A 26438-nucleotide genomic window follows, 5' to 3' on the forward strand; every position below is an offset into this window, starting at 1 on the left:
GAGGTGTCTGCCATGTCGGACGATCTTCATCAAACCGCGTCGGGCAAGCGCCGCGACGTTATTAGCTGGGACGAGTTCTTTATGAGCGTGGCCATCGCCGCGCAGCGCCGCAGCAAGGATCCCAATACGCAGGTGGGCGCGTGCATCGCCAGCACCAACCACCGCATTCTTTCGGTGGGCTACAACGGTACGCCCTCGGCGCTCAACGACGACTTTTTCCCGTGGGGCACGAGCGATGACCCGCTGCAGGACAAGCATAACTACGTAGTTCATGCCGAGGCCAACGCCGTGCTCAACTACCGCGGCTCGCTCAAGGACCTTGAGGGTTCCACGGTCTACGTCACGCTGTTCCCGTGCCACGACTGTGCCAAAATCCTGGCGCAGGTAGGTGTGGGCGAGGTTGTCTATCTGGACAATAAGTACGCCGACACCGACGACGGCCGCATCAGTCGCCGCATTCTCGACTCCTGTGGCATTAGCTTCCGCCAGGTTATCGTCGATGTCCACATTGGTACCGGGGAACAAACGCAGCAGTAGCGGCAGCGTGTACGAGCGCCGGGCGTTGGCAAAAGCGGCTAATTAAGCCCCGTTCCAAATTGACTGTCAAATTAACTGCTCGTGAAAGTCGTGTCCGCGCGCATGGACGGCTCGCGAGCGGGTACATGGCTGTAGTAACATAGCTCTGTCCGCGGGCGCGCCCGCGTTATTGTGAGAAAGGAGCCCCTGTGGCTGTTAACGAAGAGCTGCTTAAGAAGGTTCTTGAAGAGATTCGCCCCAACCTGCAGGCCGACGGCGGCGACATGGAGTATATGGGCGTTGATGACGAGGGCGTCGTCAAGCTGGAGCTTCAGGGCGCCTGCGCCGGTTGCCCCATGAGCGCTCTGACGCTTTCCATGGGCGTCGAGCGTATCCTCAAGGAGCACGTGCCCGGCGTTACGCGTGTCGAGCAGGTCAATGCCTCCGGCGAGGCCGAGGATCTGTACGACGAGTATGCGCCGTTCTGAGAAGCGAAAGCTGCGGGCGATGTGCTCCGCATAGACGTCATGCCCAAATGTGCGGCTGCGAGCGAAAGGCCCGCGGCCGCATTTGTATGTAGGGAGCAGGGGGACCGATATGCTCAACGACCTCTACCATATGCTTGATCCTGTCGCCATTTCGGCGGGGCCCATCACCATCTACTGGTACGGCTTGGCCTATGTGGTCGGAGCTCTGCTCACGGCGGTCGTCATGTACCGCACGCAGCGTCGTTGGGGTTTTGACATTACGGTCGACGACCTGATGAGTGTCGTGGTTGGTGTGGTCTTTGGCCTCATCATTGGCGCCCGTCTGTTCTACGTCATCTTTTACGGTGACGGCTACTACTGGGCGCATCCGCTCGAGATCTTTGCCACCAACGAAGGCGGCATGAGTTTCCATGGCGGCCTGGTGGGCGGCATCATCGGCGGCGTGCTCGTGTGCCGTATGTACAAGCTCGACGCCTGGACCATCGCCGACCTTGCCGTTATCGGTGCTCCGCTGGCCCTGTGCCTGGGGCGCTGCGCCAACTTTGTCAACGGCGAGCTGTGGGGCAAGCCGACCGATTTGCCCTGGGGCGTGATCTTTGGCGGCACCGCGGGCGATATGCCGCGCCATCCATCCCAGCTCTACGAGGCATTTCTCGAGGGCATTGTGCTCTTTTGCATTCTGCAGGTGCTCAGCCGCAAAAAACCGCTGCTGCCCCAGGGTGCGTTTATGGGTGTGTTTGTGATGGGTTACGGCATCGTCCGCTTTTTCGTTGAGTTCGTGCGCGTGCCCGATGCCCAGCTGGGCTATCTGCTGGGCGGCGTCATCACCATGGGCCAGCTGCTGAGTTTGCCGCTCGTGATTGCGGGCCTGGCGCTCATCATTTTTGCCCTCCGTCGCAACCGTCCCCAGCGCATCTATCTCGACGCCTAACCACCACATACACCACAAAGGGGAACAGGCGCCTTTGTGGCGGTTTTTCCAGGCAACGATGACAGAACCGTAACGTTTCCCCAGATAAAACCTGCCAAAATAAACCTGTCCCTTTTTGGCAGGTTTCTAGAAAGGCTTTTCGGACTGTGAAGGATTCCGATCTCTCCACAACGGCTGCGCGCGACGCCGCCCGCATCGTTTGGTTTAAGCGCTATCCCGCCAAGCAGACGCTCGTCGCATTTTTGCTCGCCCTGCTGGCGACCACGGCGTTTTCCATCGATCCCGCCCCGGTGTCGAGCAACGCGGTCCTGGCGATCGATCCAAAGGCGACGGGCATGCTTTACGTGTGCTACGAGGTACTCCTCTCATTTGCCGGCCATACCGACGCTGTGATGCTGCTCGCGCTGGCCTGCCTACTCACGCTGCCGTTTCGCTATGTGTTCTTTGGCCGCGGTGACGCTTGGCGCCCCTCGGTCGTGCTGCCGTCGCTGTTCTTTGCCGTCTGCATGGTGTTCGGCCGCAGTTACGACCTCACCGATTCGGCCGAGATTGTGCTGGGCGACAAGGCGCGCGTTATCTGCGCCTGGATTGGCGGCGCGGGCTGGATGCTTCTGGCGATTGTGTCCTTCTATCTGGCTTTTGAGTTTTTGGATTGGTTGAGTTCTCGCCGCATTCCGTTTTCGGAGGCGCATTTTGGCCGCGTGTGGCGTGTTACCCACGCCGTGCTCTCGGTCCATCCTTTTGTTGGGCCGTTTCTTGTGCTCATGATTGTCTGGGCGCCCACGCTTATCGCCTCGCTGCCCGGCCTCTTTATGGGAGATACGGGCGCGCAGATTCGCCAATGGTTCAACTACCCCAATGGCACGAGCGACTACCTGCGCCTGCTTAACCCCAACGTGCTACTCAACGGCCATCATCCGGTGGTGCACACGGCCATCATCGGCTCGTGTGTGCAACTGGGGCTTTCGCTATTCAATAGCGCCAATGCGGGTCTTGCCATCTACACCTGCGCCCAATTTGTCATCACGGCCGCCTGCGTGGCCTATTCCATATCGTCGCTGCGCAAGCTGGGCGTGAGCCTGCCGGTCCGCGGCGTCATCTTGCTGTTCTTTGCGTTTATGCCGATGTTCTCCAACTACGCGGCGCTGCTGACCAAAGACGTACTGTTTGCCGATGCGTTTCTGGTACTGCTCGTTCAGACCGTCAAGCTCGTGGCATGTGGCCTGCCCCGTCGCGATGTCAATGCCGAGCGCGCGGGCGAGCGCACGCCTGTGCTCTTTGCGCGCCACGACTGGCTGTTGCTCGTGCTGGGCGCCATGGGTTCCACGTTTTTGCGCAATGGCGGCCTGGTCTTTCCGTTGGCGGCCTGCGTGATTGCGGCGGCGTTTTGCGCCTGGGACGCGCATGTGGCCCGTCGCGTGGTCAAACAGTCTGGCGTCGCACCCTCATGCGCCACGCCGCGCTTCCGCTGGGCCGGCGTTCTCGCGGTGCTCGTGCTCTGCCTTGCCTCCAACATGTACTTTACCAAGGTCTTTATGCCCGAGCACGATATCACGCCGGGTTCCAAGCGCGAGATCCTCTCGATTCCGTTTCAACAGACGGCGCGCTTCGTCCAAAAGCACGACGGCCTTAATTCGGGCGTTAACCCCAAGGTCAAAGACGACGGCACGATTGAGGAAGCTCCCTGCGACGGTCTGGTGACCGATAAGGAACGCGCTGCGATCGATCGGGTGCTTAAGTACGAGAATCTGGGCCGCCGTTACAACCCCGACAAGTCGGATGCCGTAAAAAACTGTTTTAACGAGTACGCCTCACAGGAGGACATCAAGGCCTATTTTGAGGTGTGGGCCCAGATGTTCAAAAAGGATCCCGAGTGCTATATCTCGGCGCTCATCAATAACTACTACGGCTACTTTTATCCGAGTGCCCGCGATGCGTGGGTCTACAGCACGGCGCGCAGTGCCGAGATCATGGCGAAGCCCGATAACCTCAAGTACTTCGACTTCCATCCGGTCGATAGCAAGGTTGTGCGCTGGTGCGACCACCTGATCAACCTGTATCGCGTGGCAGTACAACGCATCCCGTTTATCTCGCTCACCATGAGCTCGGCCACCTATGTGTGGATCATGATCGCTGTGGTGGTCTATCTGCTACGTCGTCATTCGTGGCGCGGGCTGGCCATTTGGGTGCCGCTGCTGGGCGTGCTCGCCGTGTGCCTGATCGGTCCCTGCAACGGCTCGACCTACATGCGCTACCTGTATCCAGTCATCGCCTGCATGCCCTTCGCCATCGGCGCCACCATTACCCGCAGCGACCTCCTCTGGTTCTAACTTGGTGCAAAGGGGACAGGTTACTTTGCACCAAGGGGCTGCATCATCACGACGCCTTCATTTTGGGGTTTATCTCGCAGGCCAGTAGGTATATCATAACGACGTTTGTTTATATTGCCCGAGCATCTGCGCTGGGCTTTAGGTCGAAACCGATAGGAGACACGTATGTCCGGACACTCTAAGTGGGCCACAACCAAGCATCGTAAGGGCGCGCAGGACGCCAAGCGTTCCGCCCTCTTCTCCAAGCTGAGCCGCAACATCACCGTTGCCGCCCGTCTCGGCGGCGACCCGCTGCCCGAGAACAACGCCAGCCTCGCCGCCGCCGTTGCCAAGGCCAAGGCTCAGTCCATGCCCAAGGACAAGATCAAGTCCGCTATCGACAAGGCCTTCGGTTCGGGTGCCGATGCCGCCGTCTACGAGAACATCGTGTACGAGGGCTATGGTCCCGCCGGCGTTGCCGTCTACGTCGACTGCCTGACCGATAACCGCAACCGTACCGCCGCCGATGTCCGTTCCGCCTTCTCCCACGCTGGCGGCAACCTGGGCACCTCCGGCTCCGTCGCCTTCCAGTTTGAGCGCAAGGGCCAGATCGTCGTCGCCAAGGAGATCCTGGACGAGAACGCCAAGAAGGAGACCATGATCGCCAACGGTGCTGCCGGTGACGAGGAAGAGTTCATGATGGCTATCGCCGAGGCCGGTGGCGACGACTACGAGGACGCCGGCGAGGAGTGGATCGTTTGGACCGCCGCCAACGACGTCATGGCTGTTTCCAAGGCGCTCGAGGAGCAGGGCATCCAGGTCAAGGGCTCCGAGACCACCATGGTTCCGACCACCCCGACCGAGGTCTCCGGCGCCGATGCCAAGAAGGTCCAGCGCCTCATCGACCGTCTCGAGGAGCTCGACGACGTTCAGGATGTTTACAGCACCATGGACATGACCGACGAGGTCATCGCTGCCCTCGAGGAGGAGTAGCGCCTGCACGGGTTAAGCCGTGCATATCTGGGCATAATGAAGCGAGCATACAAGCCTCGTGGAATAGATGAGCCGGATCCGCGTGCGTATGGCACCGGACCCGGCTCTTTTATAATGATGCGAATCGTTTTGCATTCTGCGGACCGAAACCTGAAGGGAGCGCGCGTGCGCGTACTCAAACGAGCCCTAGCAACCGTGTACCTTGCCGCCGCCATCGTGGCGCTGGGCACGCTTGTCTGCCAGTTCTGGGGACCGTATACGTATCGCTTTATGCTGCTGTTGCGTGACACCATGCCTCGCGTCGTCGTTACGGTGTGCGCCGCCATCGTGGCACTTGGCGTGCTCATCGGGTTTTTCCGCCTGATGTTAGCGCGTCGCGAGCCGTCCTGCGTGCATCCGGCGGGGGAGCGCAACATCGAGGTCACCCTCGCAGCGCTTTCCTCGTGCGCTCGCGCTGCGGCAGAGCGCGACGACCGTGTGATGGTCGAGCATGTCGAGGCGCGCGTGCAGGGTTCCGACGAATCGCTCGTCCGTTTTAAGGTCGACGCCATCGCGCTCGATGACCGGGACGTGGCCTCCCTTGCAACCGCGATGCAGCAACGTATCGAGGAGGCCTGCGACACCATGCTCGGCACGCCGGGCACGACCGCGCGCGTCCGTTTTTTGCCGTCCAAGACTACCGTCCAGACCGTGGAGGTTTCCGGTGAGTGATACCAATCAAGACAAGACCGTCCGCACCCCGCGCTTGACGATCGACCAGAACGCTACGCCGGCAGGCGAGTCCGCCGACACCACCCCCGAGGCCGGCGAGCAGCACGACAGCGCCGCCAACGACTTTGACGAGGCCATGGGTCTCATCAAGGGTACGGGGGCGGCCATCTGGAGCTATGCCGTCCGTCATCCCAACACCACGCTCGGGGCCGTCGCTGGTTTTGTGCTCGCCGTGCTGGTGCTCACGCTCGGCCTATGGGACACACTCGTCATCGCATTCTTTGTGCTGATCGGCGCCGTGATTGGCCAGATCCGTGACGGCGAGAACGGGATCGTCAACTTCTTCGGCCGTCTGTTTAGCGGCCGCTAGTATGTATTCGACCGCCGCGTGTGCGGTGGGCATAAGGAGGAACCATGGCTTTTAACACGAAGGTCGATGTGGCCGATACCGAGCTCGAGGCAGACGAGACCGTCGCCGCCGAGGCTGAGGATGTAACGCTCGAGGACGGGGCGCTCGTCGAGGCCGAGCCCGCCGACGATGCGGACGAGGATGATGAGGAAGCGGACGAGTCCGAGGATTCGCTGACCTATTCCAACGGTGTGATCGAGAAGATCGTTGCCATGGCCACCCGCGAGGTGCCGCACGTCCTGGGCATGAAGGGCAACCTTATGCACTTTGTGCAGGAGCAGTTTGGTGCCGAGAACCTGACCAAGGGCGTGACGGTCGAGGTCACCGATGACAACCGCGTGGTCGTCAACATTTCCGTCATTATCGAGTACGGCGCCTACGCACCCGCGATTTTCGACGACGTTAAGGCGCGCGTGACCGAGCGTCTGGCCGCGATGACCGGCCTTGAGGTGGCAGGCGTCAACCTGCGCATCGAGGATGTCATCACCCCCGAGGAGTACGAGCACCGCACCAGCCAGCACGAGTAACCTACCAAATAGGGACAGGTTTGTTTCGATAGGTTTTACCTGCGAAAACGCTAAACGGTCGACCGCGCAAGCAAAAGTGCGGTCGACCGTTTTCTATATGCCCTCGATGTAGTCATACCGCTCGTCTAACTAGGGGTTGCAATCTTCGCGCTCCGCGTTACCCTAATGGGCGCATTGTTTCCAAATCGTTAACGAGGGGTTGCCGTAATGGCTGACGAGCACGAAACAGAAAGCAAGGCATGGGCGATTGAGGCCGCTGCGGCAGAGGCGGCGTCGCGTGCCGCCGAGGAGGTGCATCGTCCTCCCGTGGTGCCGATGGAGCGCGTTGTCGGTCGCGAGGATATCGAACGTGGCGAGCGCGCCGGCCGCAAGCGCAGCCAGGAGCCGGGCTTCCCGCGCTTTTTCGCCGAGCTCAATCTGGGCCTGATCCTCACGGCGTTCGCCATCGTTGCGTTTAAAACCCCTAATCATTTTGCTTTTGGCGGAACCTCGGGCGTGTCGGTCATTCTTTCCACGCTGTTCCCGACTCTGCCCGTCGGCGTCTTTATGTGGATTATCAACGCGGTTCTCGTCGTCTTGGGCTTTATCTTTTTGGAGCGCAAGGCAATCCTTTGGAGCGTTTTTGCCTCGTTTGCGCTTTCGGCCTACGTCTCGCTGTTTGAGCTCTACATTCCGACGGATGTTTCGATGACGGGCGATATGTGGCTCGACCTGTGCTTTGCCGTGATTTTGCCGGCGCTGGGCAGTGCCATTGTCTTTGACATTGGCGCCTCAACGGGCGGCACCGATATCCTTGCCATGATCCTCAAGCGTCGCACGACGCTCGAGATCGGACGCGCCTTGCTACTGGTCGATATCGGCATCGTGACCATCGCGGCCTTTTTGTACGGTCCGCGCGTTGGCCTGTACTGCGTGCTCGGCCTGTTTGCCAAGACGCTTGTGGTCGACAAGGCCATCGAGAGCATTCACTTGCGCAAGGTCTGTACGATTATTTGCGCCGAGCCACGCAAAGTCGAGGAGTTTATCGTCAAGCATCTCAACCGCACGGCAACGATCAGCCGCGGCTACGGTGCCTTCTCGGGCAATTGCGTGACGGTGATCATGAGCGTGCTGAGCCGTCGCGAAGCAGTGCAACTGCGCCGCTATACCCGCGATATCGATCCAGATGCGTTTATCACGATCGTTGACAGCTCCGAGATCGTGGGCAAGGGCTTCCGCGGCACGAACTAGCGCGGATATACCCTTCGAACCATTGAATAAAGCCGCCAACGTTTCAAATCGGTCATCTTGGGGTATTTGTCCCCACATTGCGCGATAATGTTGCCAAAGACGTCGTTTGCGATCCAGGTGGTTCACTCTAGATACGAAGGGATGATTTCGATGTTCTGTTCGCAGTGTGGCGCCCCCATGGGCGATAACGACAAGTTCTGCGGCGTGTGCGGTGCCCCAAATACCGAGGTCAAGGCCGCCGGCCCCGCTCCCCAGGGACAGTCTCAGCCCCAGCAGTTTGTTCCGCAACCGCCCGTGGCGAATGCGCCAAAGGGCTGTGTGGCTCAGGCGTTCCAAGACATGACCAAGACTCCGGGCGTGCTGCAGCGCGTGTGCCAGATTGCTTTTTTGCCGGCGCTTATCTGTGTCGTGTCGGTGCTCGTGCTGTTCATTCCCGTTATCGGCGGTATTGCAGCTGCCATCGGCTTTTTGGCCGCCTGCGTGGCGAGTGTGTGCGGTTCGGGCTTTGGCATCGAGTGGGGTCGCGACCTGTCGCTTAAGATCGATGACGGCATGGATCGTCCGTTGATGCGTTCCACATCGTTTGGCCTCGGGGTCTTTTCGAGTGTTATTTCGGTCGTGCTCGAGATTATCGCTGCCATTCCCGTTATTGGCGTAGTGCTTTCGCTGGTGGAGAGCGTGGTAATTGGCGCGGCGGGCTCGTATTCGCATTACGGCTCTTATGCGCTCGAGGCTGCGCTGTTTGGCTCGCTTGGCCTGCTTGTCCTGGCTATGATTGCCACGGCGGTCCTGGGAGTCTTCTTTAAGATGTTCGCCGATATCGCCGTGATGCACTTTGCGGTGACCGGTCGCGTCGAGAGCGCGTTTTCGCTCGACAAGGTCTGGGCGGCCTTTAAGAACAATAAGACCAAGCTGTTCTGCGCTTCATTCCTTCCCGAGTTTTTGACGGGCCTGGTCGCCAACGTTGTCACATGGATCTTGACGGCGGTCTTTGGCGCCATTGCCTCTGTCGGTATGTATAGCTATTACTATCGTCCTACGGGTATTGAGGCAATTGTTGCCGGCGGTGGCATCGCACTCGTACTGTTCCTGGTGCTGATCGCTTTCGTCACCGTATTTCTAACGGTCTTTGGCAAGATGCTCAAGCACCGTGCCGTTGGCTATTGGGTCGCACGTTATGCAAGCGAGTGGGCCGACGAGGATAAGGACGACGTCCTGACGTTTGTATTGCCCTTCGAGAAGAAGTCCGCTCCTTCGGGTTACAGCGCTCCGGATGTCGCACCTGAGCCCGAGCCTGAGTCTGTCCCGGGATCTGCGCCGGAGTCCGAGCCCACGACGGAGCCCGAGCCCACGACGGAGCCCGAGCCCACGACGGAGCCCGCGCCAAGCTCCGACGAGGACCCGCAAGACGAGTAGCCCTGTCACCTGCCATTTGGGGACGGGGTGGAAATGGTAGAAATAGTGCTTGACGAATGAGCGGGGGCGGACGTGTCGAAACGTCCGCCCCCGCTTTGACATCGCGATGTGGCTACGGCTGCGAGATGGTCGCGATTCGACTACTCGTTGTGCTTCTCCTCGTGACGAGCGGCGGTGCGAGCTTCGTGGATGCCCTTGATGGCGGCATGGCGGGCGGTGCGGGCGTCGTGCATGGCGTCGCGGGCCTCGGCGGCCGTTGCCTTGGCAGAGCGTAGCTTGGCTGCCAGATCGGGATTGGTCTCGGCAACCGCGGCGATAGCGGGGCCGTCGAGCTCCTCTTGCGTGGGCTCGGCCAAAAAGTCGATGGCATACTGAGCGGCCACCATGGAGCCCTTGGCGAGCACGCTCTCGTCGATCTTATAGAAGCAGGAGTGCTGGGCGTACGTGGCGCCAATCTTGGGGTTGCGCGTGCCCACAAAGGCAAGCACACCCGGTACACGGCGCAGGTACTCCGAAAAATCCTCGCCCGAAAGCGTGCCGCGATAATGGCCTTCGCCGGCTGCACCCAGACACTTGACCACGGCCTGACGACAACGCTCACTCGAGGCGACGTCGTTTTCGACCTTGTAGTTGGCGATGGTGTAGTCGGTAAGTTCAGCCTCGGCGCCCAGGGCCGCCGCAGTGTGCTCTACGATGCGGCGCATGAGCTCGGGCATTTCCTCGTGCGTCGAATCGCCATAGGTGCGCACCGTGCCGGCGAGGTAGGCGGTACCGGCGATAACGTTGCGCGCGGTGCCGCCGTGCAGCTCGCCGACGGTAATGACGGCCGGCTCGTAGGGGCTGATCTCGCGCGAAACGATGGTCTGCAGGGCGTTGACGATCTCGGCCGCCACCATGACGGCGTCGTGGCCGCGCTGGGGCATGGCGCCGTGGCACGAGGTCCCGCGGACATCAATGCGGAACCAGTCGGTATTGGCCATGCGCGGACCGGGCTCGCAGCTTACGGTGCCGGCGTTGACCTCACTCCAGATGTGTGCGGCGTAGGCGCCATCGACGCCGTCGAGCACACCCGTGCCGATCATGAGTTTGGCGCCTTGGCCGTTTTCCTCACTGGGTTGGAAGACGATGCGGACCTCGCCGTGGATGTCGTCGGTCATATGGCGCAGGATCTGCAGCGTGCCGAGCATCATGGCAATGTGGCAGTCGTGGCCGCAGGCGTGCATGCAGCCCTCGTTGACGCTGGCGAACTCCTCGCCGGTCTGTTCGGTGACGGGTAGGGCGTCGATATCCGCGCGCAGCAGGATGCGGCGGCGCGGCGTGCCGTCCTCGCGGTAGGCGTCGGGTGCGGTGCCGCGAAGGGTCGCCACCAGGCCCGTCTTAAGCGGGCGCTCGTAGGGGATATTCATGGCGTCGAGCTGGTTGGCGATGTCAGAAGTCGTGCGCTCTTCGGCGAGGCTCAGCTCCGGGTGCTTATGGAAGTGCCGGCGCTGCTTGATGATGTAGGGCTCAAACTCGGCGGCGATATCTTGGATGGCTGCGGTGACGTCATCAGCCGCGCGGGCCTCGGTCGCTGCCATAATCTGCTGTGCCTTGGTCTTCGTCATGGTCGATTTGCTCCTTGCTGGTTTATCGCAAAATCGTACAGGCTCTTTCCAGTATGCCACCTGCCACTTGGGGACGGGGCAGAAATGGTAGAAATGGATACCTCCGTAACCTTGATAGGTGCAAATTGCTTGTGCACGCAGCCTTGGATGCGGATTTCAAGCTTGAAATCTACCATTTCTACCCCGTTCCCAAGGGGCAGGCGGGGCCGTTGGGGTTGGGAAAGGTGCCGTTTACCGCTTGACGTTTTGCAACTGTGGCGGTGGAGTACACTCGGGGGTGTTGAATTTCCTGCCAGAGATGGGGATGCCCATGCAACATATCGATCGGATTATCCGCTCTAAGAACGTCTTTACCTCGCAAGACGGCATCGATACCGCCCGTGAGCTGGCGATTGCCATCGCAGGCGACCGTATCGTCGCAGTCGGCAAGCCCGATGACGTGATCGCCGCCGCGCCTGCCGCCACGCCGGTTATCGACTACGGCGAGCAGTTTGTCTGCCCCGGTTTCCATGACGCTCATCTGCACTTCTTTCATACCTCGGTCGGTTCCTCGCCGTATATGCTTATGGATGGGGGCACGTCCGAGGTGGCGCTGGTGCAGCACGTGCTCGAGTTTTCCCAGGATCTGCCCGACGACGCTTGGGTTGTGACGCAGGGCTGGCGCGACTACCGTTGGGACCCGCCCGAGCATCCTACCAAGGCGTCGCTCGATGCGGTATTTCCCGATCGTCCCTGCGTTATGTACTCGGGCGACGGCCACACGCTGTGGCTCAACAGTCGCGCTCTCGAGGCGCTCGGCGTCACGCGCGATAGCGAGCCGCCAGCGGGCGGCAGCTACGACAAGGACGCAAACGGTGAGCTCACGGGCATTGCTCACGAGGCGGCCGCCATGCAGCTGTTGCCGCGCTGCCTTGAGTGGCTGGGCGAAGATCGCATCGCAAGCGCTTACGCCGATCAAATGAGGCGCATGGCCGAGCAGGGCATCACCTCGATCTGCGACATGTCGCTCATGCCCATGCCGGGCTGCGATTTTATCCGCGACGACGTCTACGACAAACTGCAGACAGCCGGCAAGCTGGGCATTCGTGCCCATCTGTTCCCCACGCTGCTGGATGACCAGTCGCGTCTAGAAGAGCTGCAGGCACGTTACGCGAACAACGCACTGCTTTCGGCGCCGGGCTTTAAGCAGTTCTTTGACGGTGTGTCGAGTGAACATACGGCATATCTCACCGAGCCCTATACCAATCCGCGCTTCCCGGGCGACCAAGGCCGTCTGACGGTTTCCGCCGAGCGCATGCGCAAGCTGGTTCTGGCGGCTGCGGAGCGCGGCCGCGCCGTGCGCATCCACGTTATCGGCGACGGTGCGATTCATGCCGCGCTGGATATCTTCGAGGAAGCCGCCGGTCTGTACGGCCTGCCCCAGCACGGCCACAACACGCTCGAGCACCTGGAGAACCTCCTGCCCGAGGACATCGACCGCCTGCGCAAGCTCAACGTGATCGCCTCGAGCCAGCCCTGCCACATTACGCTCGACCCGGGTGGACCGGAGCGCGATTTGGGCTTGGAGCGCAGCCGCATCATGTGGCCGTTCGCAACCTATAAACAGCGCGGCATTCGCCAAGCCTTCGGTACCGACAGCCCCATCACGCCCGTTACCAGCATGGACGTGCTCTACACGGCTATCACGCGCCAGGACCCCAAAAGCCACTGGCCCGAGGGCGGCTGGTTACCGAGCGAGCGCATCGACGCGGCAACGGCTTTGCGCAACTACACCTTGGGCAGCGCCTATGCAGCAGGCGACGAGCAAAACCTCGGCAGCTTGGAGCCCGGCAAGTATGCTGACCTGGTAGTCCTGGACCAAAACCCGCTCACTGTTGACCCCCAAGAGCTGCAAGCCACCAACGTTCAGGCCACCTACCTGGCAGGTAACGTAATCTACGAGCGCTGATGCTCATGCCGTGTCGTTAAACGCGGCCCGGGCGACTTATTTTGGGATGGCGCTCGAGCCACGTCTGCATATCGGTGGGGACTCGTTATGAGCGTCCCTGCTCTGCCGGATTTGTGCGTGGGGTGGAGGCGCTGCTGCCCCGCGCGTTCAAATTGGACATTTGCAATGCTGCCTCATGGTGTTTGCATACTTCCCATTACAGATTGCATAAAAAGGTTGGGATGTTCTTTCTGGCCCTGATGTACCCCCGCCTGGGCCGTGCAAAAAACGGAGTATTCAGCACTGCGAGCTCTGCCGGCGCCGTTGCGGTCGGGTAATGTCATGGGGATTGACGTTATTTTGGCGTCCGGGCAGGCACGAGGCATGCCTTTATGCCCTGATGGGGTCTGCCTGCCGACCCAAATCGCCGGTCGAAGGCGTCCTTGGGACCAATAAGATGTGTCTGGCGCGTATACAGCCATCCTGGTCTGCTGAATACTCCCAAAAATGCACGGTGCTCCCCAGGGGACCCGTGCGTGCAGCGAAAGCCATGCCCATGTTCCCATCCGCATCGCCATTTTGCTGCACTGACGTTTCTGAATGCCGGGCCCGAACTAGTTAACTTGGCTCCCGTGTGGCGCCGGAGAGGCGGGGTATAAGGTTTATCGCGAGTTCCGCACGAGCCGAAGGTCACGTAATGTGGCCTTCGTGCGAGCAGGACTGCCCGAGCAGGAAACCTTATGCCCCGCCCCTCCGGCGCCACACGGGAGCTGCGCACAAGTTATCCCCCCGGCATTCAGAAAATCTAAGTGCCAAAAAATAAGATTTTTTGACTCTATGTTGTATAACCCGCCATTCGTGGGTACCATTCAACGCGTACGCAAACAAATAGGGTTAATTCGCGTGGCATAACCACGCGGCCCAAAAAGGAGGAGACAAGCATGTCGTCTTTGAAACCGCTTGCAGATCGTGTTCTGGTCAAGCCCGACGAGGCCGAGCAGAAGACCGCTTCTGGTCTGTATATCGCCAGCAACGCTCAGGAGAAGCCGCAGCGCGGCACCGTCGTTGCCGTTGGCGCTGGCAAGGTCAACGACAAGGGTGAGCGCATCCCCATGGACGTCAAGGAAGGCGACGTTGTCATCTACGGCAAGTTCGGTGGCAACGAGGTCAAGGTCGACGGCGAGAAGTATCTGCTGATGCGCGCCGACGACATCTACGCCGTCGTCGAGGCCTAGTCTCATCAGGCTCTCTGATTCGTCTTTGAACGCGGTCGCCGCATAGGACTCGGAAGCGGCGACGTGAGTCACATTTCTTTTGGAGGATTACCTACCATGGCAAAGAACATTACGTTCAATACCGATGCCCGCGCTAAGCTCGCCAAGGGCGTCAACACTCTGGCCGATGCCGTTACCGTCACCATGGGCCCCAAGGGTCGCTATGTCGCCCTGCAGCGCACGTTCGGTGCCCCGACCATCACCAACGACGGCGTTTCCGTCGCCAAGGAGATCGAGCTCGAGGACAACATTGAGAACATGGGTGCCCAGCTGGTGAAGGAGGTCGCCACCAAGACCAACGACACCGTGGGTGACGGCACCACCACCGCAACCCTGCTCGCTCAGGCCATCGTTAACGACGGTCTTCGCAACGTCGCCGCTGGCGCCAACCCGCTGGCCATCCGTCGCGGCATCGACAAGGCCGTCAACGCCGCCGTCGCCGAGATGAAGAAGCAGGCCAAGCCGGTCGAGACCAAGGAGCAGATTGCTTCCGTCGGTACCATCTCCGCCGGTGACCCCGAGGTCGGCGAGAAGATCGCCGAGGCCATGGAAGTCGTGGGCAAGGACGGCGTCATCACCGTCGAGGATTCCCAGACGTTCGACATCACCATCGACACCGTCGAGGGCATGCAGTTCGATAAGGGCTACGTCTCCGCTTACTTCGTCACGGACAACGACCGCATGGAGGCCGTGATGAAGGATCCGTACATCCTCATCACCGACCAGAAGATCTCCAGCGTCCAGGACATCATGCCTGTTCTCGAGGCTGTCCAGCGCGCTGGCCGTGGCCTGCTCATCATCGCTGAGGACATCGACGGCGAGGCTCTGCCCACCCTCGTCCTCAACAAGATCCGCGGCGCCCTCAACGTCTGCGCCGTCAAGGCTCCGGGCTACGGTGATCGCCGCAAGCGCATTCTCGAGGACATCGCCGTCCTCACCGGTGGTCAGGCTGCTCTGGACGAGCTGGGCGTGAAGGTCGCTGACATCACCGCCGATATGCTCGGTACCGCTAAGTCCGTCACCATCTCCAAGGACAACACCGTCATCGTCGGCGGCGCTGGCTCTAAGGAGGCCATCGACGCCCGTATTGCTCAGATCAAGGGCGAGATGGAGAACACCACCTCTGACTTCGACCGCGAGAAGCTCCAGGAGCGCCTGGCCAAGCTCTCCGGTGGCGTTGCCGTCATCAAGGTCGGCGCTGCCACCGAGTCCGAGCTCAAGGAGATCAAGCACCGCGTCGAGGACGCCCTGCAGGCAACCCGCGCTGCTGTCGAGGAGGGCATTGTCGCTGGCGGCGGCGTCGCCTTCATGGACGCTGTGCCTGCGCTTGATGCAGTCGAGATCGACGACCCCGAGGAGAAGATCGGCGTCGACATCGTCAAGAAGGCTCTGACCGCTCCGGTCGCAACCATTGCCAAGAACGCTGGCTTTGAGGGCGCTGTCGTGGTCGACAAGGTCGCCGAGCTGCCCGCTGGCCAGGGTCTCAACTCTGCCAGCGGCGAGTGGGGCGACATGATCGAGATGGGCGTCCTCGACCCCGTCAAGGTCAGCCGCGTCACCCTGCAGAACGCTGCTTCTGTCGCCAGCCTGATCCTCATCACCGAGGCCACGGTTTCCGATGTGCCCAAGAACACTCAGCTTGAGGATGCTATCGCTGCTGCTACCGCTGGTCAGCAGGGCGGCGGTATGTACTAAGGCCGACAAGGTCTAGAACTCCCACCGGGGATCCGGGGGCGTGACGGGGCTTCTCTCCGGAACGTCCTCGGACATGCAAAGAGGCTCCGCATCGCGCTTCGCGCTGCGGAGCCTCTTTGCGTCCTGCGGAATGTTCCGGAGAGAAGCCCCGTCACGCCCCCGGATCCCCTGCGTTTACGGCTTTGAAGTCGGCTCGCGGAGAAGGACGTGGTTGTTGGGGATACGTATCCCGGACGCTGTTTCGCGCTTTGCGCGAAAGGCGCGTTACTGTGGGATGGGTGGGGAACGTGGTTGTTGCGGCAACTGATCCCCACCATAAATTACCCTTGGCATACTTGCGCGAATACCTGCTCGTGCTACACTTCCAATTGCTGTTTCAGGGCGGGGTGTAATTCCCCACTGGCGGTAAATCGGACGGTGCCAGAGGGGCGCCGTGGCGCAGGCGAGGTACCTGCGTCCGAGCCGATGAGTCCGCGACCCGTGCGTGCGTTGGTTCGCATGCCGGCTGAACTGGTGAGATCCCAGTACCAACGGTTAGAGTCCGGATGAAAGAGGCAGGTGATCTTATGTCTGAACAGTCGCAGCATATCCATTTTGAGAACACGAATAGGTGGAGCACCAAACAGCTCGTTACCATGGCGCTGATGTGCGCCTTGGGCGCCCTGTTTATGTACGTGCAGCTGCCCATCCTTCCTTCGGCGCCGTTTTTGACCTACGACCCGTCGCTGGTGCCGGCGATGGTGTGCGGGTTTGCGTATGGTCCCGGCGCCGGTACTGCTGTTGCCGCTATGGCTATCGTTATTCACGCGCTCACCACGGGTGACTGGGTCGGTGCGCTTATGAACCTGGTTGCCACGCTGGGCTACATTCTGCCCGCGGCTATCGTCTACCAGAAGATGCATACCTATAAGGGTGCCGTGATTGGCCTGGTGTTCGGCGTCATTACCGCTACGGCGCTGTCTATGGTCGCAAACCTTACCATTGGCGTATGGTTCTGGTATGGCTCGGTCGATGCGATCGCCCCGCTCATGGTTCCTGCCGTGCTGCCGTTCAACCTTATCAAGACCGTGCTCAACTCGGTGCTCACGCTTGCAGTGTACAAGGCGGTCTCCAACCTCATCACGCCTAAAAAGGACCAGGTCAAAGGCCGCGCATGATTGATTGTCGAGGCGTTTCCTTTAGCTATGACGGTGTCACGCCGGCGCTCGACGGTATCGATCTGAACATCGAGGATGGCGAGTTTCTCTGCATCCTCGGCGGCAATGGGTCGGGCAAGTCGACGTTTGCCAAGCATCTGAATGCGCTGCTGCAGCCCGATGCAGGAACGGTGCGTATCAACGGCATGGATGCATCAGATCCCGAGTTGGTCTACGACATTCGTTCGACCGCGGGCATGGTGTTCCAGAATCCCGATGATCAGCTGGTGGCAACGCTTGTCGAAGATGACGTTGCGTTTGGTCCCGAAAACCTTGGCGTGCCATCGGCACAAATTGCGCAGCGCGTACGCGAGGCGCTGAAGGGTGTGGGCCTGGTGGGCTTTGAGCGCCACGAGACCCATGCACTTTCGGGCGGCCAAAAGCAGCGCGTGGCGCTTGCCGGCGTGCTCGCCATGGAACCGCGCGTGCTCATATTGGACGAGGCTTCCTCGATGCTCGATCCGCGTGGACGTAAGGGCCTCATGAAGGTTTGCCGCGCGTTGCACGATCGCGGCATGACCATCGTGATGATTACGCACTTTATGGAAGAGGCCGCCGAGGCCGATCGTGTCGCGGTGTTTCGGGCGGGGCGCGTTGCCATGCTCGGTGCGCCCGAGGAAATCTTGACGCGGGCGGACGAACTTGCCCAGCTCAACCTGGATATGCCGGCGTCGTGCTCTCTAGGTAGGGCACTCCGCGCGAAGGGCGTACCCGTTTGCGCGCAGGTGCGTGAGGTGGATATGGTCGCCGAGATTGCACAGGTTTATGCTGAGCGGAGCGGGGCGGACGTCGCTGGGCGGCCCTCCGCATCCGATTCTCGTGTGCTTGACCATGCATCCTCTGCAGCCGGCGGGATGGTCGCGTCGGAGCCCGTCATCGAGATTTCGCACCTCTCGCATAGTTACACGCTGAGCGCCCGCGAGCGCCGCCGATGGCGCAAGCGCTCGACCACTGTGGGCGCATCGGGCAAACAGGCTCTTTGGGGCAGCGATCCAAACAGCCCCTGGGCGCTACGTGATGTTTCGCTGACGGTGCGTCGCGGCGAGTTTCTGGGCCTGGCGGGTCATACCGGCTCGGGTAAATCAACGCTGGTTCAGCATCTCAACGGGCTGATTCGTCCACAGGAGGGGAGCGTTTGCGCACTGGGACTCGACCTATCAAGCAAGAAAGGCGCCGCCGCGGTTAAGGCCAAGGTCGGCGTGGTGTTTCAGTATCCCGAGCGCCAGCTATTTGCCGAGACCGTGGCGCAGGACGTGGCGTTTGGCCCGCGCAACCTTGGCCTGCCGCAAGACGAGGTTGTTCGCCGTGTCGCAACATCGCTTGCGCGCGTGGGCCTCGACCTTGCTGCGATAGGCGACAAGAGCCCCTTTGAGCTTTCGGGCGGTCAGCAGCGCCGCGTGGCGTTTGCCGGCGTGCTCGCCATGGAGCCCGAGGTCCTGGTGCTCGACGAGCCCATGGCGGGGCTCGATCCGGCTGCGCGCAGGGATTTCCTGGAGCTCATCGATCGGCTCCATCGTGAGGGCCTGACCGTTGTCATGGTTTCGCACAGCATGGATGACCTGGCCAATTGCTGCGACCGTATCGTTGTGATGAACGAGGGCACGGTGTTTGCCGAGGGCACGCCCGCTCAGGTTTTTGCGCATGCGGATGAGCTTAAATCAATCGGCTTGGGTGTTCCCGCTGCGCAGCGCATGGCATTGTCGCTCGTGCAAGCCGGTGTGCCGCTCCGCTGCCACAAGCTTTATACGGTTGAGTCGCTGGCCGACGAGTTGGCCGGCATGCTGCTAGGCTGCGCGGACGGACCTTTGAGGGCGTCGCGTCAGTCTGGTTTCAAGATGGCCACGCAAGAGGAGGGCTGCTAATGGAGGCATTCTCATTTGGCAGCTACTATCCGGGGGAAAGCGCAGTGCATCGCCTGGATCCGCGCACTAAGTTGCTCCTAGGTTTCGCATTTCTGATCACTGCGCTCACCGTCGGCAGCTTCCGCGGGCTGCTTCCGGTCGCAATTTTTGTCGTGCTGGTCTATGTCGCGGCCCGGGTTCCGTTGCGTCGGGTCCTATCGTCGATGGCACCACTGCTGGCGATTGTCGTGGTGGTCGCGGTGCTCAACCTGTTTTCCGATCAGAGTGGCCGCATTTTGTGGCAGTTTGGCTTTTTGCAGGTGAGCGAGGGCTCGCTGCGTTCTGCGACGTTTATGGCGTGTCGCCTGACGATGATGATGGCCGGCATGAGCGCCATTACGCTCACCACGCCGACGCTCGACCTCACCGCGGGTTTTGAGCGCCTGCTCGCACCATTCGCGCGCGTGGGGCTTCCGGCGCACGAGCTCGGCATGATTATGGGTATCGCACTGCGGTTTATGCCACAATTTGCCACCGAGATGAAACAGACGGCCGATGCACAGGCAAGCCGTGGCGCGCGCGTGACGGGCGGTCCGCTCGGTGGCGTGCGCATGCTCGGCAGTGTGGCGATTCCGCTGTTTGCTGGCGTGTTCCGTCATGCCGAGACGCTTTCGGCCGCCATGGATGCGCGCTGCTATCACGGCGAGCGGGGACGCACGCGTCTGCATGCGCTTACGTTTGGCCGCGGGGATGCACTGGCCGCGGTGGCGATGGCGCTGCTGGTGGCATGCGTTGTCGTTATCAATCTTCAACTCGTCTAAGCTCGATTCGAGCGCAAGAAAGGGGTCTCTATGACAGACATCGATCGCATGGCTCAGCTCGAGCGCGTCTGCTCGTATCTCAGGCGCATTCCGGCGTGGTATCTTGCCACGACCGATGCAAACGACGGGCATCAGCCCCGCGTGAGGCCGTTTTCGTTTGCCATGGTCGATAACGACAAGCTGTGGTTTTGCACGTCGCGCGACAAGGATGTGTGGGCGGAGTTGAGCAAGAATCCCAAGTTTGAGGTATCGGGCTGGAAGCCGGGGGAGTGCTGGATCGTGTTAACTGGCGAGGCCGCACTCGAGGACGATGCATTCGTGAGTGACAAGGTGCGCCAGACGGGCTTTAAGCACATGGTGGGCATTGGCGAGCAACACGATAGCGCCAACGATGGCCGTCTTGCGTTCTTCTCGGTCCGCAACATCGCCGCGCGGTTCTGCGATATCGACGGCAGCGAAGAGCTCCTCGAGCTTTAATTTTCCAAATTAGCTGCCCATTCCAAAAAGACTGGTCAGATGACAGGAGGAAACGTGGACGGATTGAATACGGTGCTGGAGTATCTGACGTCGGTGCCGGCGTGGTACCTAGCGACGAGCGTGGACGGGCAGCCGCATGTGCGTCCGTTCTCGTTTGCGCAGATTCAGGACGGCAAGCTGTGGTTTGTAACGGCGCGCACCAAAGATGTGTGGCAAGAGCTGCTGCAAAACCAGCGCTTTGAGGCCACGAGTTGGTGGCCGGGCCATGGTTGGTTGATCCTGCGCGGACGTGCGGGTCTGGACGACCGGGCTTCGGATGAAATGCGCGAGGCCGGGTGGAAGCATCTTGAGCGCTTGAGCGAGCACTATGAGGGGCCTAACGATCCCACGCTCGTCTTCTTTAGCGTCGAGGACCCCGAGGCTTTTATCTGCAATCACGACGAATGGGTTCCGGTCGAGCTCTAGGCTGCTCTGGGCGACCCTTAAGTTTGGTATTCCGCATAAGGTGGGCTCTGCATTGGCCAGCAGTATGATGCGCTGCGGCTAATGCAGAGCTCGCTTATTTTTTGTCAATTCTTTCAAGCGAATGTGTCGGGTATGTTTCAATGCATGAAGACACAAATTATTTGCGTAAATATGCATTCTCGGGTGCTAAAGTTTCAATCTACCTCATAACGACGGCTGCGGAATGCGCAATGACGCATAAGACCGCAGACAAGGAGTCCGATATGTCTTTAAAGGTTGGAATCGTCGGCGCGGCTGGATATGCCGGCGCCGAGCTTATTCGCCTCGTTCTCGGCCATCCCGAGTTTGAACTTGTTGCCATTACGTCCAACGCCGATGCCGGCCAGCTGCTGTCCGCGGTGTATCCGAGCTTTGCTGGCGTGAGCGATCTGGTTTTCACCACGCATGACGCCCCTGAACTCAAGAGCTGCGATGCGGTTTTTCTCGCCGTGCCGCACACGGCTGCCATGGCACAGGTGCCCGCTCTGCTTGCATCGGGTGTCTCTTGCTTTGATCTTTCGGCCGATTACCGTCTGAGCGACGCGTCTGTCTTTGAGACATGGTATGCCGCCGAGCACACGAGCCCCGAGTTGCTCAAGACACGTGCCTTCGGTCTGCCCGAGTTGTTCTGCCAGGACTTAGAGACCGCTGCATCCGACCACGCCGACGGAAAGCCCGTACTGGTCGCCTGCGCCGGTTGCTATCCCACCGCAACGAGTCTTGCTGCCGCGCCTGCCGTGCGTGCGGGCTGGGTGGCCCAGAGCGGCCCCGTAGTCGTCGACGCCATCAGTGGCGTGACGGGTGCCGGTAAGTCGTGCAACACCCGCACCCATTTTTGCAGCGCGGACGAGAATCTGGAGGCCTATGGCGTAGGAAAACATCGCCATACGCCAGAAATCGAGCAAATTCTGGGCCTTACCGATCGCGTCGTCTTTACTCCGCACCTGGCACCGCTCAAGCGCGGCCTGCTCTCTACGGTGACGCTGCCGCTCGCAACGCAGGCTCTCGAAGCGCTGACTCTTGAGGATGCCGTCGACCATTACAAGAAGTTCTACGCCGGTCGTACCTTTGTGCGCGTGCTCGATGCCGGCCAGCAGCCAAAGACGGCTTCGGTTGTCGGTACCAATGCCGCCCAGATCGGCCTTGCGCTCAACAAGCGTGCGGGCGTGCTGGTGGCGACGGGCGCCATCGACAATTTGTGCAAGGGCGCTGCGGGCCAGGCGGTCCAGTGCGCCAACATCGTCTTTGGTTTTGACGAGCGACGAGGCTTGCCCACAGTGGCGTGCCCGGTGTAGCACATTCGATTATTAACGATTTGGTAGTCGGGTATCGAGTTTGGCGCCACTTTTAAGCTGGTCTCATGATTGTGGCTGGCATGGCGCACCAACCGATGCCCATTTTTTGTTTGACATAAGGAGTCGTAAAGACGATGAATGCTGAGCAGTTCGATATCAAGATTCGTGCCGTAGAGGGCGGCGTAACGGCGGCAGCCGGCTTTAAGGCGGCGGGCATCCATGCCGGATTCCGCAAGAATCCCGCGCGCCTGGATTACGCGCTCGTTGTGCCCGATAAACCCTGTCCCGGGGCCGGCGTGTTTACGACTAACCGCTTTTGTGCGGCGCCCGTGCAGGTGAGCCGTGCCAACCTGGGCGGTACGGACAAGGGCTATGGCATCATCGCCGGTGTTTCAATCAACTCCGGCAACGCGAACGCCGCCACGGGCGAGACCGGCCTTGCCTGTGCGCGCGAGACGTGCAACATCGCCTCGCAGATCATTGGCTGTGAACCCCAACAGATTTTAGTTGCCTCCACGGGCGTGATCGGACAGATTCTGCCGATCGACACGTTTGAGACGGCAATTCCGTCCGCCTACGAGGCACTCTCTGCCCATGGCGGCGCCGATGCAGCCCGTGCCATCATGACGACCGATACGCATTCCAAGGAGTATGCCGTGTGTTACCGCAGCGAGGCCGCGGGGCACGCAGGCAATACCTATACGGTGGGCGGCATGTGCAAGGGATCGGGCATGATCATGCCCAATATGGCCACCATGATCGCGGTCATTACTACCGATGCCCCCGTCGAGTCGGCGGCGCTCCATACCCTACTGCTCTCGACCGTTAAACAGACCTTTAATAAAGTGACGGTCGATTCCGATACCTCGACCAACGACACCTGTATCATGCTGGCTTCTGGCGCTGCCGCCGCGGATGCCGAGGCCGTCGTCGAGGGCACTGACGCCTTTGACGAGCTGGCCTTTGCCGTGCACGAGGTGTGCGAGAGCCTGGCGCGTAACATCGCGGCCGATGGCGAGGGTGCGTCAAAGCTCGTGACGGTTAACGTCACCGGCGCCGCCAACGACGAGGAAGCCGATATCGCCGCCCGCGCCGTCGCCAACTCGCCACTCGTCAAGACCTGCATCGCTGGCCACGACTGCAATTGGGGTCGCGTTGCCATGGCGCTCGGCAAGTGCGGCGTAAAGTTTAATCAGGAAGACGTTTCCATCGACATGATGGGCTTGCCCGTCTGCCGCGATGGCCTGACTGTTCCTTTTGACGAGGACGAGGCCCTGCGACGTTTTGAGGCGCCCGAGATCGTGATTTCGGCCGACCTGGGCGCAGGCGACGCGGCAACGACCGTGTGGACCTGTGACCTCACGCACGAGTACATCTCAATCAATGGTGACTACCGCTCCTAGATTCCAGGCACGCTGCGCATCTCGCCGCGATTGCGGGCAGCGGAGCACAGCGCGATAACGATACGAAAGACGAGGCAGATTATGAAATTCGCACGCGATTGTCGTTCGAGCGAATCCAACGAAGCAACTGCGCAGCTGCTGTTCGAAGCGCTGCCGTGGATTAAAAACCTGACCGGCAAGACGGTCGTTATCAAGTATGGCGGGGCCGCCATGGTAGACGAGCAACTGCGTCGCGACGTGATGAGCGACATCGTTTTGCTCAAGATTATCGGCATGCGCCCCGTCATCGTGCATGGCGGTGGTAAAGCCATCAACGAGGCGCTGAGCCATTACGATATGCCCGTCGAGTTTAAGAACGGCCAGCGCGTGACCACGCCGGCGACCATGGATATCGTGCGCGAGGTGCTGGGCGGCAAGGTTAACCAAGAGCTGGTGGCGGCAATCAACCACCACGGTAACTTGGCCGTGGGCGTATCGGGCAGCGACGCCGGCACGCTCATCGCCGAGCCGCTCGACCCCGAGCTCGGACGCGTGGGCAAAGTGACGCATGTCAACACCGACTACATCGAGAACTTGCTCGATAGCGAGTATATTCCCGTCATCGCTACCGTCGCGGCGGGGGAGGACGGTGGCTTCTTCAATATCAACGCCGACACCGCCGCCGGTGCCGTTGCGGCGGCGCTCCACGCGCACAAGGCGATCTTTTTGACCGACGTCGACGGCCTGTACAAGGACTTTAGCGATAAAGACTCGCTCATCTCCAACCTAACGCTCGACGAGGTTAATGAGATGCTCTACGGTGGCGAGGTCGATAAGGGCATGATTCCCAAACTGCGCGCGGCCGTCGATGCGCTTGTCGGCGGCGTATTTCGCGCTCACATCATTAACGGTACCACGCCGCATTCGCTGCTCCTGGAGCTGCTGACCGATGCCGGCGTCGGCACCGTGATCCACTCTACCGAGACGGCCTACGAATTTGATACGCACCCGCACCCGCTTTCGACCTTTGCGGCGCGCCTGACCGAGAACCTCGACGAGGTCGAGAAGCTCCAGACGGTCTAGCTGGTTAGAAATCGTCACACCGTTACACCCACAGTCCGCGCCACCTGGCGCTTAACGAAAGGCATCTCATGTCACTTGCAGCTCAACAATCGCTCGAATCCCACTACGTTATGCAAACCTTTGGCCGCTCGCCGGTCGAGTTTGTCGAGGGCCACGGCATGAAGCTCACCGGCGACGATGGTCGCGAATATCTCGATTTTCTTGCAGGTATTGGCGTATGCAGCCTAGGCCACGGCAACCCGGCGGTGCTCTCGGCGCTCGAGGCCCAGGCCAAAAAGCTCCTGCATGTCTCCAACTACTTCTACATTGAGCAGCGCGGCCAGGTCGCGGCGTTGCTGTCCAAGCTCGCTAACGACGATGCGGACGGTGCGCGCGTGCTTGCCGACGCGATTGCCGCTGGCGACGAGACCACGGCGGCGGCGCTTGGCGCTCCGGCTGCGGGCGAGCAGGTGTGGGAGACGTTCTTTGCCAATTCCGGTGCCGAGGCCAACGAGGGCTCTATGAAGCTCGCGCGTCTGTATGCCCAACGTGCCGGCAACGGTGGCAACACCATCGTGTGTATGCGCGGCGGATTTCATGGTCGTACGCTCGAGACCATTGCCGCGACCATGCAGGATTGGCTGCAGGACAGTTTCCGCCCGCTGCCGGGTGGCTTTGTGGCATGCACACCCAACGATGTAGATGAACTGCACGCAATCTTTAAGCAGCTGGGAAGCGAGATTTGCGCTGTGATGCTCGAGCCGATCCAGGGCGAAAGCGGTGTGCATCCCATGACCGAGGAGTTTATGGCTGCGGCGCGCGACTTGGCACACGAGGTGGGTGCCGTGCTTATCGCCGACGAGGTCCAGTGTGGTATTTTCCGCTCCGGCAAGCCGTTCGCGTTCCAGACTTATGGTGTGGAGCCCGATATCATGAGTCTTGCCAAGGGCATCGCCGACGGCGTGCCCATGGGTGCCGTGGTGGCAAAGAAAGAAATCGCTGACATCTTTAAGCCCGGCGACCATGGTTCGACCTTCGGCGGCAGCTGCTTGGCCATCGCGGCGTGTGCCGCGACGCTCTCCGCGCTTGTGCGCGGTGACTACGCAGACCATGCCGCCAAGGTGGGTGCCTATATGGAGGCAAGGCTCGCCAAGCTGCCGCATGTTACCGAGGTGCGTGGTCGCGGCCTAATGCTCGGCTGCGATTTGGACGATGCTGCGGGTGATGCGCACGACGTTGTGGCTCGCGCATTGGTGGCTGGTACCGTGATTAACGCTACAGGTGCACATACACTGCGCTTCTTGCCGCCGCTCGTGTGCGAGGAAGCCGATGTGGACAGCCTAATCGAGATCCTGGCGGGTGTTTTAGCTTAGCGCCATCAGGCATAGCAATTTGAAGCGGGTTCCAGACCGTCACGTGCCGTTTGGCGCACGATTGGGCAAACTGGAGCCCGTTTTGCTATCGATTTACCATGGCTGGGATAGGCCGTGTGCAAAAAAGAAAGGCCCCCATCGCTGGGGGCCTTTTCAATCAAGTGGTGGGCGATGAGGGATGTCCGCGTGCGGCTGGCGCCGCCCGCGCCCCGCTTCGTCGCTCCGCTCCTCGCGTGCTGCGCTGGAAAACGCTTCGCGTTTCCTCAGCTCCGCACCCTTGCGGGTTCGAATCCCATGCACCGGGCGCAAACAAAAACGGTCCCCTTGCGAGGACCGTTTCCAATTCAGTGGTGGGCGATGAGGGATGTCCGCGTGCGGCTGGCGCCGCCCGCGCCCCGCTTCGTCGCTCCGCTCCTCGCGTGCTGCGCTGGAAAACGCTTCGCGTTTCCTCAGCTCC

The 26438-nt window shown here is 60.7% G+C and carries 23 protein-coding genes and 1 riboswitch; of the genes, 22 read left to right on the plus strand and 1 reads right to left on the minus strand.

Annotated elements, in window-relative coordinates; genetic code table 11:
* Positions 1-12: 12 nt before the first annotated feature.
* From ACTQV4_RS06725 to ACTQV4_RS06770, 10 genes are all read left to right on the plus strand, one after another.
* Positions 13-537, plus strand: coding sequence for a deoxycytidylate deaminase (locus ACTQV4_RS06725; protein WP_154514829.1), 525 nt, complete (start codon positions 13-15; stop codon positions 535-537).
* A 188-nt stretch (positions 538-725) separates the two neighbouring features.
* Positions 726-1004, plus strand: coding sequence for a NifU family protein (locus ACTQV4_RS06730; protein ID WP_370450539.1), 279 nt, complete (start codon positions 726-728; stop codon positions 1002-1004).
* 109 nt (positions 1005-1113) lie between these two features.
* Positions 1114-1935, plus strand: a complete 822-nt coding sequence (gene lgt / locus ACTQV4_RS06735; RefSeq protein ID WP_441056382.1) for a prolipoprotein diacylglyceryl transferase — start codon at positions 1114-1116, stop codon at positions 1933-1935.
* 146 nt (positions 1936-2081) lie between these two features.
* Entirely contained in the window at positions 2082-4265 is a 2184-nt protein-coding gene (locus ACTQV4_RS06740) for a DUF6020 family protein (RefSeq protein WP_441540260.1), read from the plus strand.
* Positions 4266-4430: 165 nt separating this feature from the next.
* Entirely contained in the window at positions 4431-5237 is an 807-nt protein-coding gene (locus ACTQV4_RS06745) for a YebC/PmpR family DNA-binding transcriptional regulator (RefSeq protein WP_154514825.1), read from the plus strand.
* Positions 5238-5402: 165 nt separating this feature from the next.
* Positions 5403-5948: a hypothetical protein gene (locus ACTQV4_RS06750; protein ID WP_441540261.1), complete on the plus strand. Its 546-nt coding sequence runs from the start codon at positions 5403-5405 to the stop codon at positions 5946-5948.
* On the plus strand, positions 5941-6318 hold the full coding sequence (locus ACTQV4_RS06755; protein WP_441040759.1) for a DUF2273 domain-containing protein: 378 nt from the start codon (positions 5941-5943) through the stop codon (positions 6316-6318). Before ACTQV4_RS06750 ends, ACTQV4_RS06755 begins: the two co-directional genes overlap by 8 nt.
* A 44-nt stretch (positions 6319-6362) precedes the next feature.
* Positions 6363-6884 carry an Asp23/Gls24 family envelope stress response protein gene (locus tag ACTQV4_RS06760; protein ID WP_154514821.1) on the plus strand — a complete coding sequence of 174 codons (522 nt, stop codon included), beginning with the start codon at positions 6363-6365 and terminating at the stop codon, positions 6882-6884.
* Between the two features lie 207 nt (positions 6885-7091).
* Positions 7092-8114 (plus strand): YitT family protein, encoded by a 1023-nt coding sequence (locus tag ACTQV4_RS06765; protein ID WP_441569527.1) that lies wholly within the window; start codon positions 7092-7094, stop codon positions 8112-8114.
* Positions 8115-8264: 150 nt separating this feature from the next.
* Positions 8265-9530 carry a zinc-ribbon domain-containing protein gene (locus ACTQV4_RS06770; protein WP_441569528.1) on the plus strand — a complete coding sequence of 422 codons (1266 nt, stop codon included), beginning with the start codon at positions 8265-8267 and terminating at the stop codon, positions 9528-9530.
* A 140-nt stretch (positions 9531-9670) separates the two neighbouring features.
* Here the strand turns inward: ACTQV4_RS06770 and ACTQV4_RS06775 are convergent, their stop codons facing one another.
* Positions 9671-11134 (minus strand): M20 family metallopeptidase, encoded by a 1464-nt coding sequence (locus ACTQV4_RS06775; RefSeq protein WP_441540264.1) that lies wholly within the window; start codon positions 11132-11134, stop codon positions 9671-9673.
* Positions 11135-11438: 304 nt separating this feature from the next.
* Here ACTQV4_RS06775 and ACTQV4_RS06780 point away from each other — a divergent pair, with 304 nt between their 5' ends.
* From ACTQV4_RS06780 to ACTQV4_RS06835, 12 genes are all read left to right on the plus strand, one after another.
* Positions 11439-13082: an amidohydrolase gene (locus ACTQV4_RS06780; protein WP_441536872.1), complete on the plus strand. Its 1644-nt coding sequence runs from the start codon at positions 11439-11441 to the stop codon at positions 13080-13082.
* Positions 13083-14002: 920 nt separating this feature from the next.
* Positions 14003-14296, plus strand: coding sequence for a co-chaperone GroES (gene groES / locus ACTQV4_RS06785; RefSeq protein ID WP_427718293.1), 294 nt, complete (start codon positions 14003-14005; stop codon positions 14294-14296).
* A 96-nt stretch (positions 14297-14392) separates the two neighbouring features.
* Positions 14393-16030 (plus strand): chaperonin GroEL, encoded by a 1638-nt coding sequence (gene groL / locus ACTQV4_RS06790; protein ID WP_154514811.1) that lies wholly within the window; start codon positions 14393-14395, stop codon positions 16028-16030.
* A 368-nt stretch (positions 16031-16398) separates the two neighbouring features.
* A riboswitch (FMN riboswitch) is annotated at positions 16399-16591 on the plus strand.
* 5 nt (positions 16592-16596) lie between these two features.
* Complete coding sequence (locus ACTQV4_RS06795) at positions 16597-17187, plus strand: ECF transporter S component (RefSeq protein WP_441540266.1); 591 nt, start codon at positions 16597-16599, stop codon at positions 17185-17187.
* A complete protein-coding gene (locus ACTQV4_RS06800) occupies positions 17184-19088 on the plus strand; it encodes an energy-coupling factor transporter ATPase (protein WP_441569529.1) in 1905 nt (634 codons plus the stop codon). Before ACTQV4_RS06795 ends, ACTQV4_RS06800 begins: the two co-directional genes overlap by 4 nt.
* On the plus strand, positions 19088-19888 hold the full coding sequence (locus ACTQV4_RS06805; protein ID WP_441033427.1) for an energy-coupling factor transporter transmembrane component T family protein: 801 nt from the start codon (positions 19088-19090) through the stop codon (positions 19886-19888). The genes ACTQV4_RS06800 and ACTQV4_RS06805 overlap by 1 nt, the downstream gene beginning before the upstream one ends.
* Before the next feature lie 30 nt (positions 19889-19918).
* Positions 19919-20365, plus strand: a complete 447-nt coding sequence (locus ACTQV4_RS06810) for a pyridoxamine 5'-phosphate oxidase family protein (RefSeq protein ID WP_427726998.1) — start codon at positions 19919-19921, stop codon at positions 20363-20365.
* Between the two features lie 54 nt (positions 20366-20419).
* Entirely contained in the window at positions 20420-20830 is a 411-nt protein-coding gene (locus ACTQV4_RS06815) for a pyridoxamine 5'-phosphate oxidase family protein (RefSeq protein ID WP_427718303.1), read from the plus strand.
* Between the two features lie 263 nt (positions 20831-21093).
* On the plus strand, positions 21094-22164 hold the full coding sequence (gene argC / locus ACTQV4_RS06820; protein WP_427795080.1) for an N-acetyl-gamma-glutamyl-phosphate reductase: 1071 nt from the start codon (positions 21094-21096) through the stop codon (positions 22162-22164).
* A 134-nt stretch (positions 22165-22298) separates the two neighbouring features.
* Positions 22299-23567 (plus strand): bifunctional glutamate N-acetyltransferase/amino-acid acetyltransferase ArgJ, encoded by a 1269-nt coding sequence (argJ, locus tag ACTQV4_RS06825; RefSeq protein WP_441560696.1) that lies wholly within the window; start codon positions 22299-22301, stop codon positions 23565-23567.
* 81 nt (positions 23568-23648) lie between these two features.
* The gene (gene argB / locus ACTQV4_RS06830) at positions 23649-24629 is read left to right on the plus strand and encodes an acetylglutamate kinase (protein WP_427718310.1); all 981 of its coding nucleotides are present in this window, start codon (positions 23649-23651) and stop codon (positions 24627-24629) included.
* Between the two features lie 68 nt (positions 24630-24697).
* Complete coding sequence (locus tag ACTQV4_RS06835) at positions 24698-25981, plus strand: aminotransferase class III-fold pyridoxal phosphate-dependent enzyme (protein ID WP_441569530.1); 1284 nt, start codon at positions 24698-24700, stop codon at positions 25979-25981.
* Positions 25982-26438 lie beyond the last annotated feature (457 nt).

The sequence above is a fragment of the Collinsella sp. LCP19S3_B11 genome, from assembly GCF_052121915.1.
Classification (GTDB): domain Bacteria; phylum Actinomycetota; class Coriobacteriia; order Coriobacteriales; family Coriobacteriaceae; genus Collinsella.

What these genes read in the sequence shown, in the direction of transcription:
- ACTQV4_RS06775 (WP_441540264.1), bottom strand. Translation starts at nt 11,134, where the DNA reads ATGACGAAGACCAAGGCACAGCAGATTATGGCAGCGACCGAGGCCCGC.
- ACTQV4_RS06800 (WP_441569529.1), top strand. Translation starts at nt 17,184, where the DNA reads ATGATTGATTGTCGAGGCGTTTCCTTTAGCTATGACGGTGTCACGCCG.
- groL (WP_154514811.1), top strand. Translation starts at nt 14,393, where the DNA reads ATGGCAAAGAACATTACGTTCAATACCGATGCCCGCGCTAAGCTCGCC.
- ACTQV4_RS06745 (WP_154514825.1), top strand. Translation starts at nt 4,431, where the DNA reads ATGTCCGGACACTCTAAGTGGGCCACAACCAAGCATCGTAAGGGCGCG.
- argC (WP_427795080.1), top strand. Translation starts at nt 21,094, where the DNA reads ATGTCTTTAAAGGTTGGAATCGTCGGCGCGGCTGGATATGCCGGCGCC.
- argJ (WP_441560696.1), top strand. Translation starts at nt 22,299, where the DNA reads ATGAATGCTGAGCAGTTCGATATCAAGATTCGTGCCGTAGAGGGCGGC.
- ACTQV4_RS06810 (WP_427726998.1), top strand. Translation starts at nt 19,919, where the DNA reads ATGACAGACATCGATCGCATGGCTCAGCTCGAGCGCGTCTGCTCGTAT.
- ACTQV4_RS06805 (WP_441033427.1), top strand. Translation starts at nt 19,088, where the DNA reads ATGGAGGCATTCTCATTTGGCAGCTACTATCCGGGGGAAAGCGCAGTG.
- ACTQV4_RS06795 (WP_441540266.1), top strand. Translation starts at nt 16,597, where the DNA reads ATGTCTGAACAGTCGCAGCATATCCATTTTGAGAACACGAATAGGTGG.
- ACTQV4_RS06725 (WP_154514829.1), top strand. Translation starts at nt 13, where the DNA reads ATGTCGGACGATCTTCATCAAACCGCGTCGGGCAAGCGCCGCGACGTT.
- ACTQV4_RS06835 (WP_441569530.1), top strand. Translation starts at nt 24,698, where the DNA reads ATGTCACTTGCAGCTCAACAATCGCTCGAATCCCACTACGTTATGCAA.
- groES (WP_427718293.1), top strand. Translation starts at nt 14,003, where the DNA reads ATGTCGTCTTTGAAACCGCTTGCAGATCGTGTTCTGGTCAAGCCCGAC.
- argB (WP_427718310.1), top strand. Translation starts at nt 23,649, where the DNA reads ATGAAATTCGCACGCGATTGTCGTTCGAGCGAATCCAACGAAGCAACT.
- ACTQV4_RS06760 (WP_154514821.1), top strand. Translation starts at nt 6,363, where the DNA reads ATGGCTTTTAACACGAAGGTCGATGTGGCCGATACCGAGCTCGAGGCA.
- ACTQV4_RS06770 (WP_441569528.1), top strand. Translation starts at nt 8,265, where the DNA reads ATGTTCTGTTCGCAGTGTGGCGCCCCCATGGGCGATAACGACAAGTTC.
- ACTQV4_RS06780 (WP_441536872.1), top strand. Translation starts at nt 11,439, where the DNA reads ATGCCCATGCAACATATCGATCGGATTATCCGCTCTAAGAACGTCTTT.
- ACTQV4_RS06765 (WP_441569527.1), top strand. Translation starts at nt 7,092, where the DNA reads ATGGCTGACGAGCACGAAACAGAAAGCAAGGCATGGGCGATTGAGGCC.
- lgt (WP_441056382.1), top strand. Translation starts at nt 1,114, where the DNA reads ATGCTCAACGACCTCTACCATATGCTTGATCCTGTCGCCATTTCGGCG.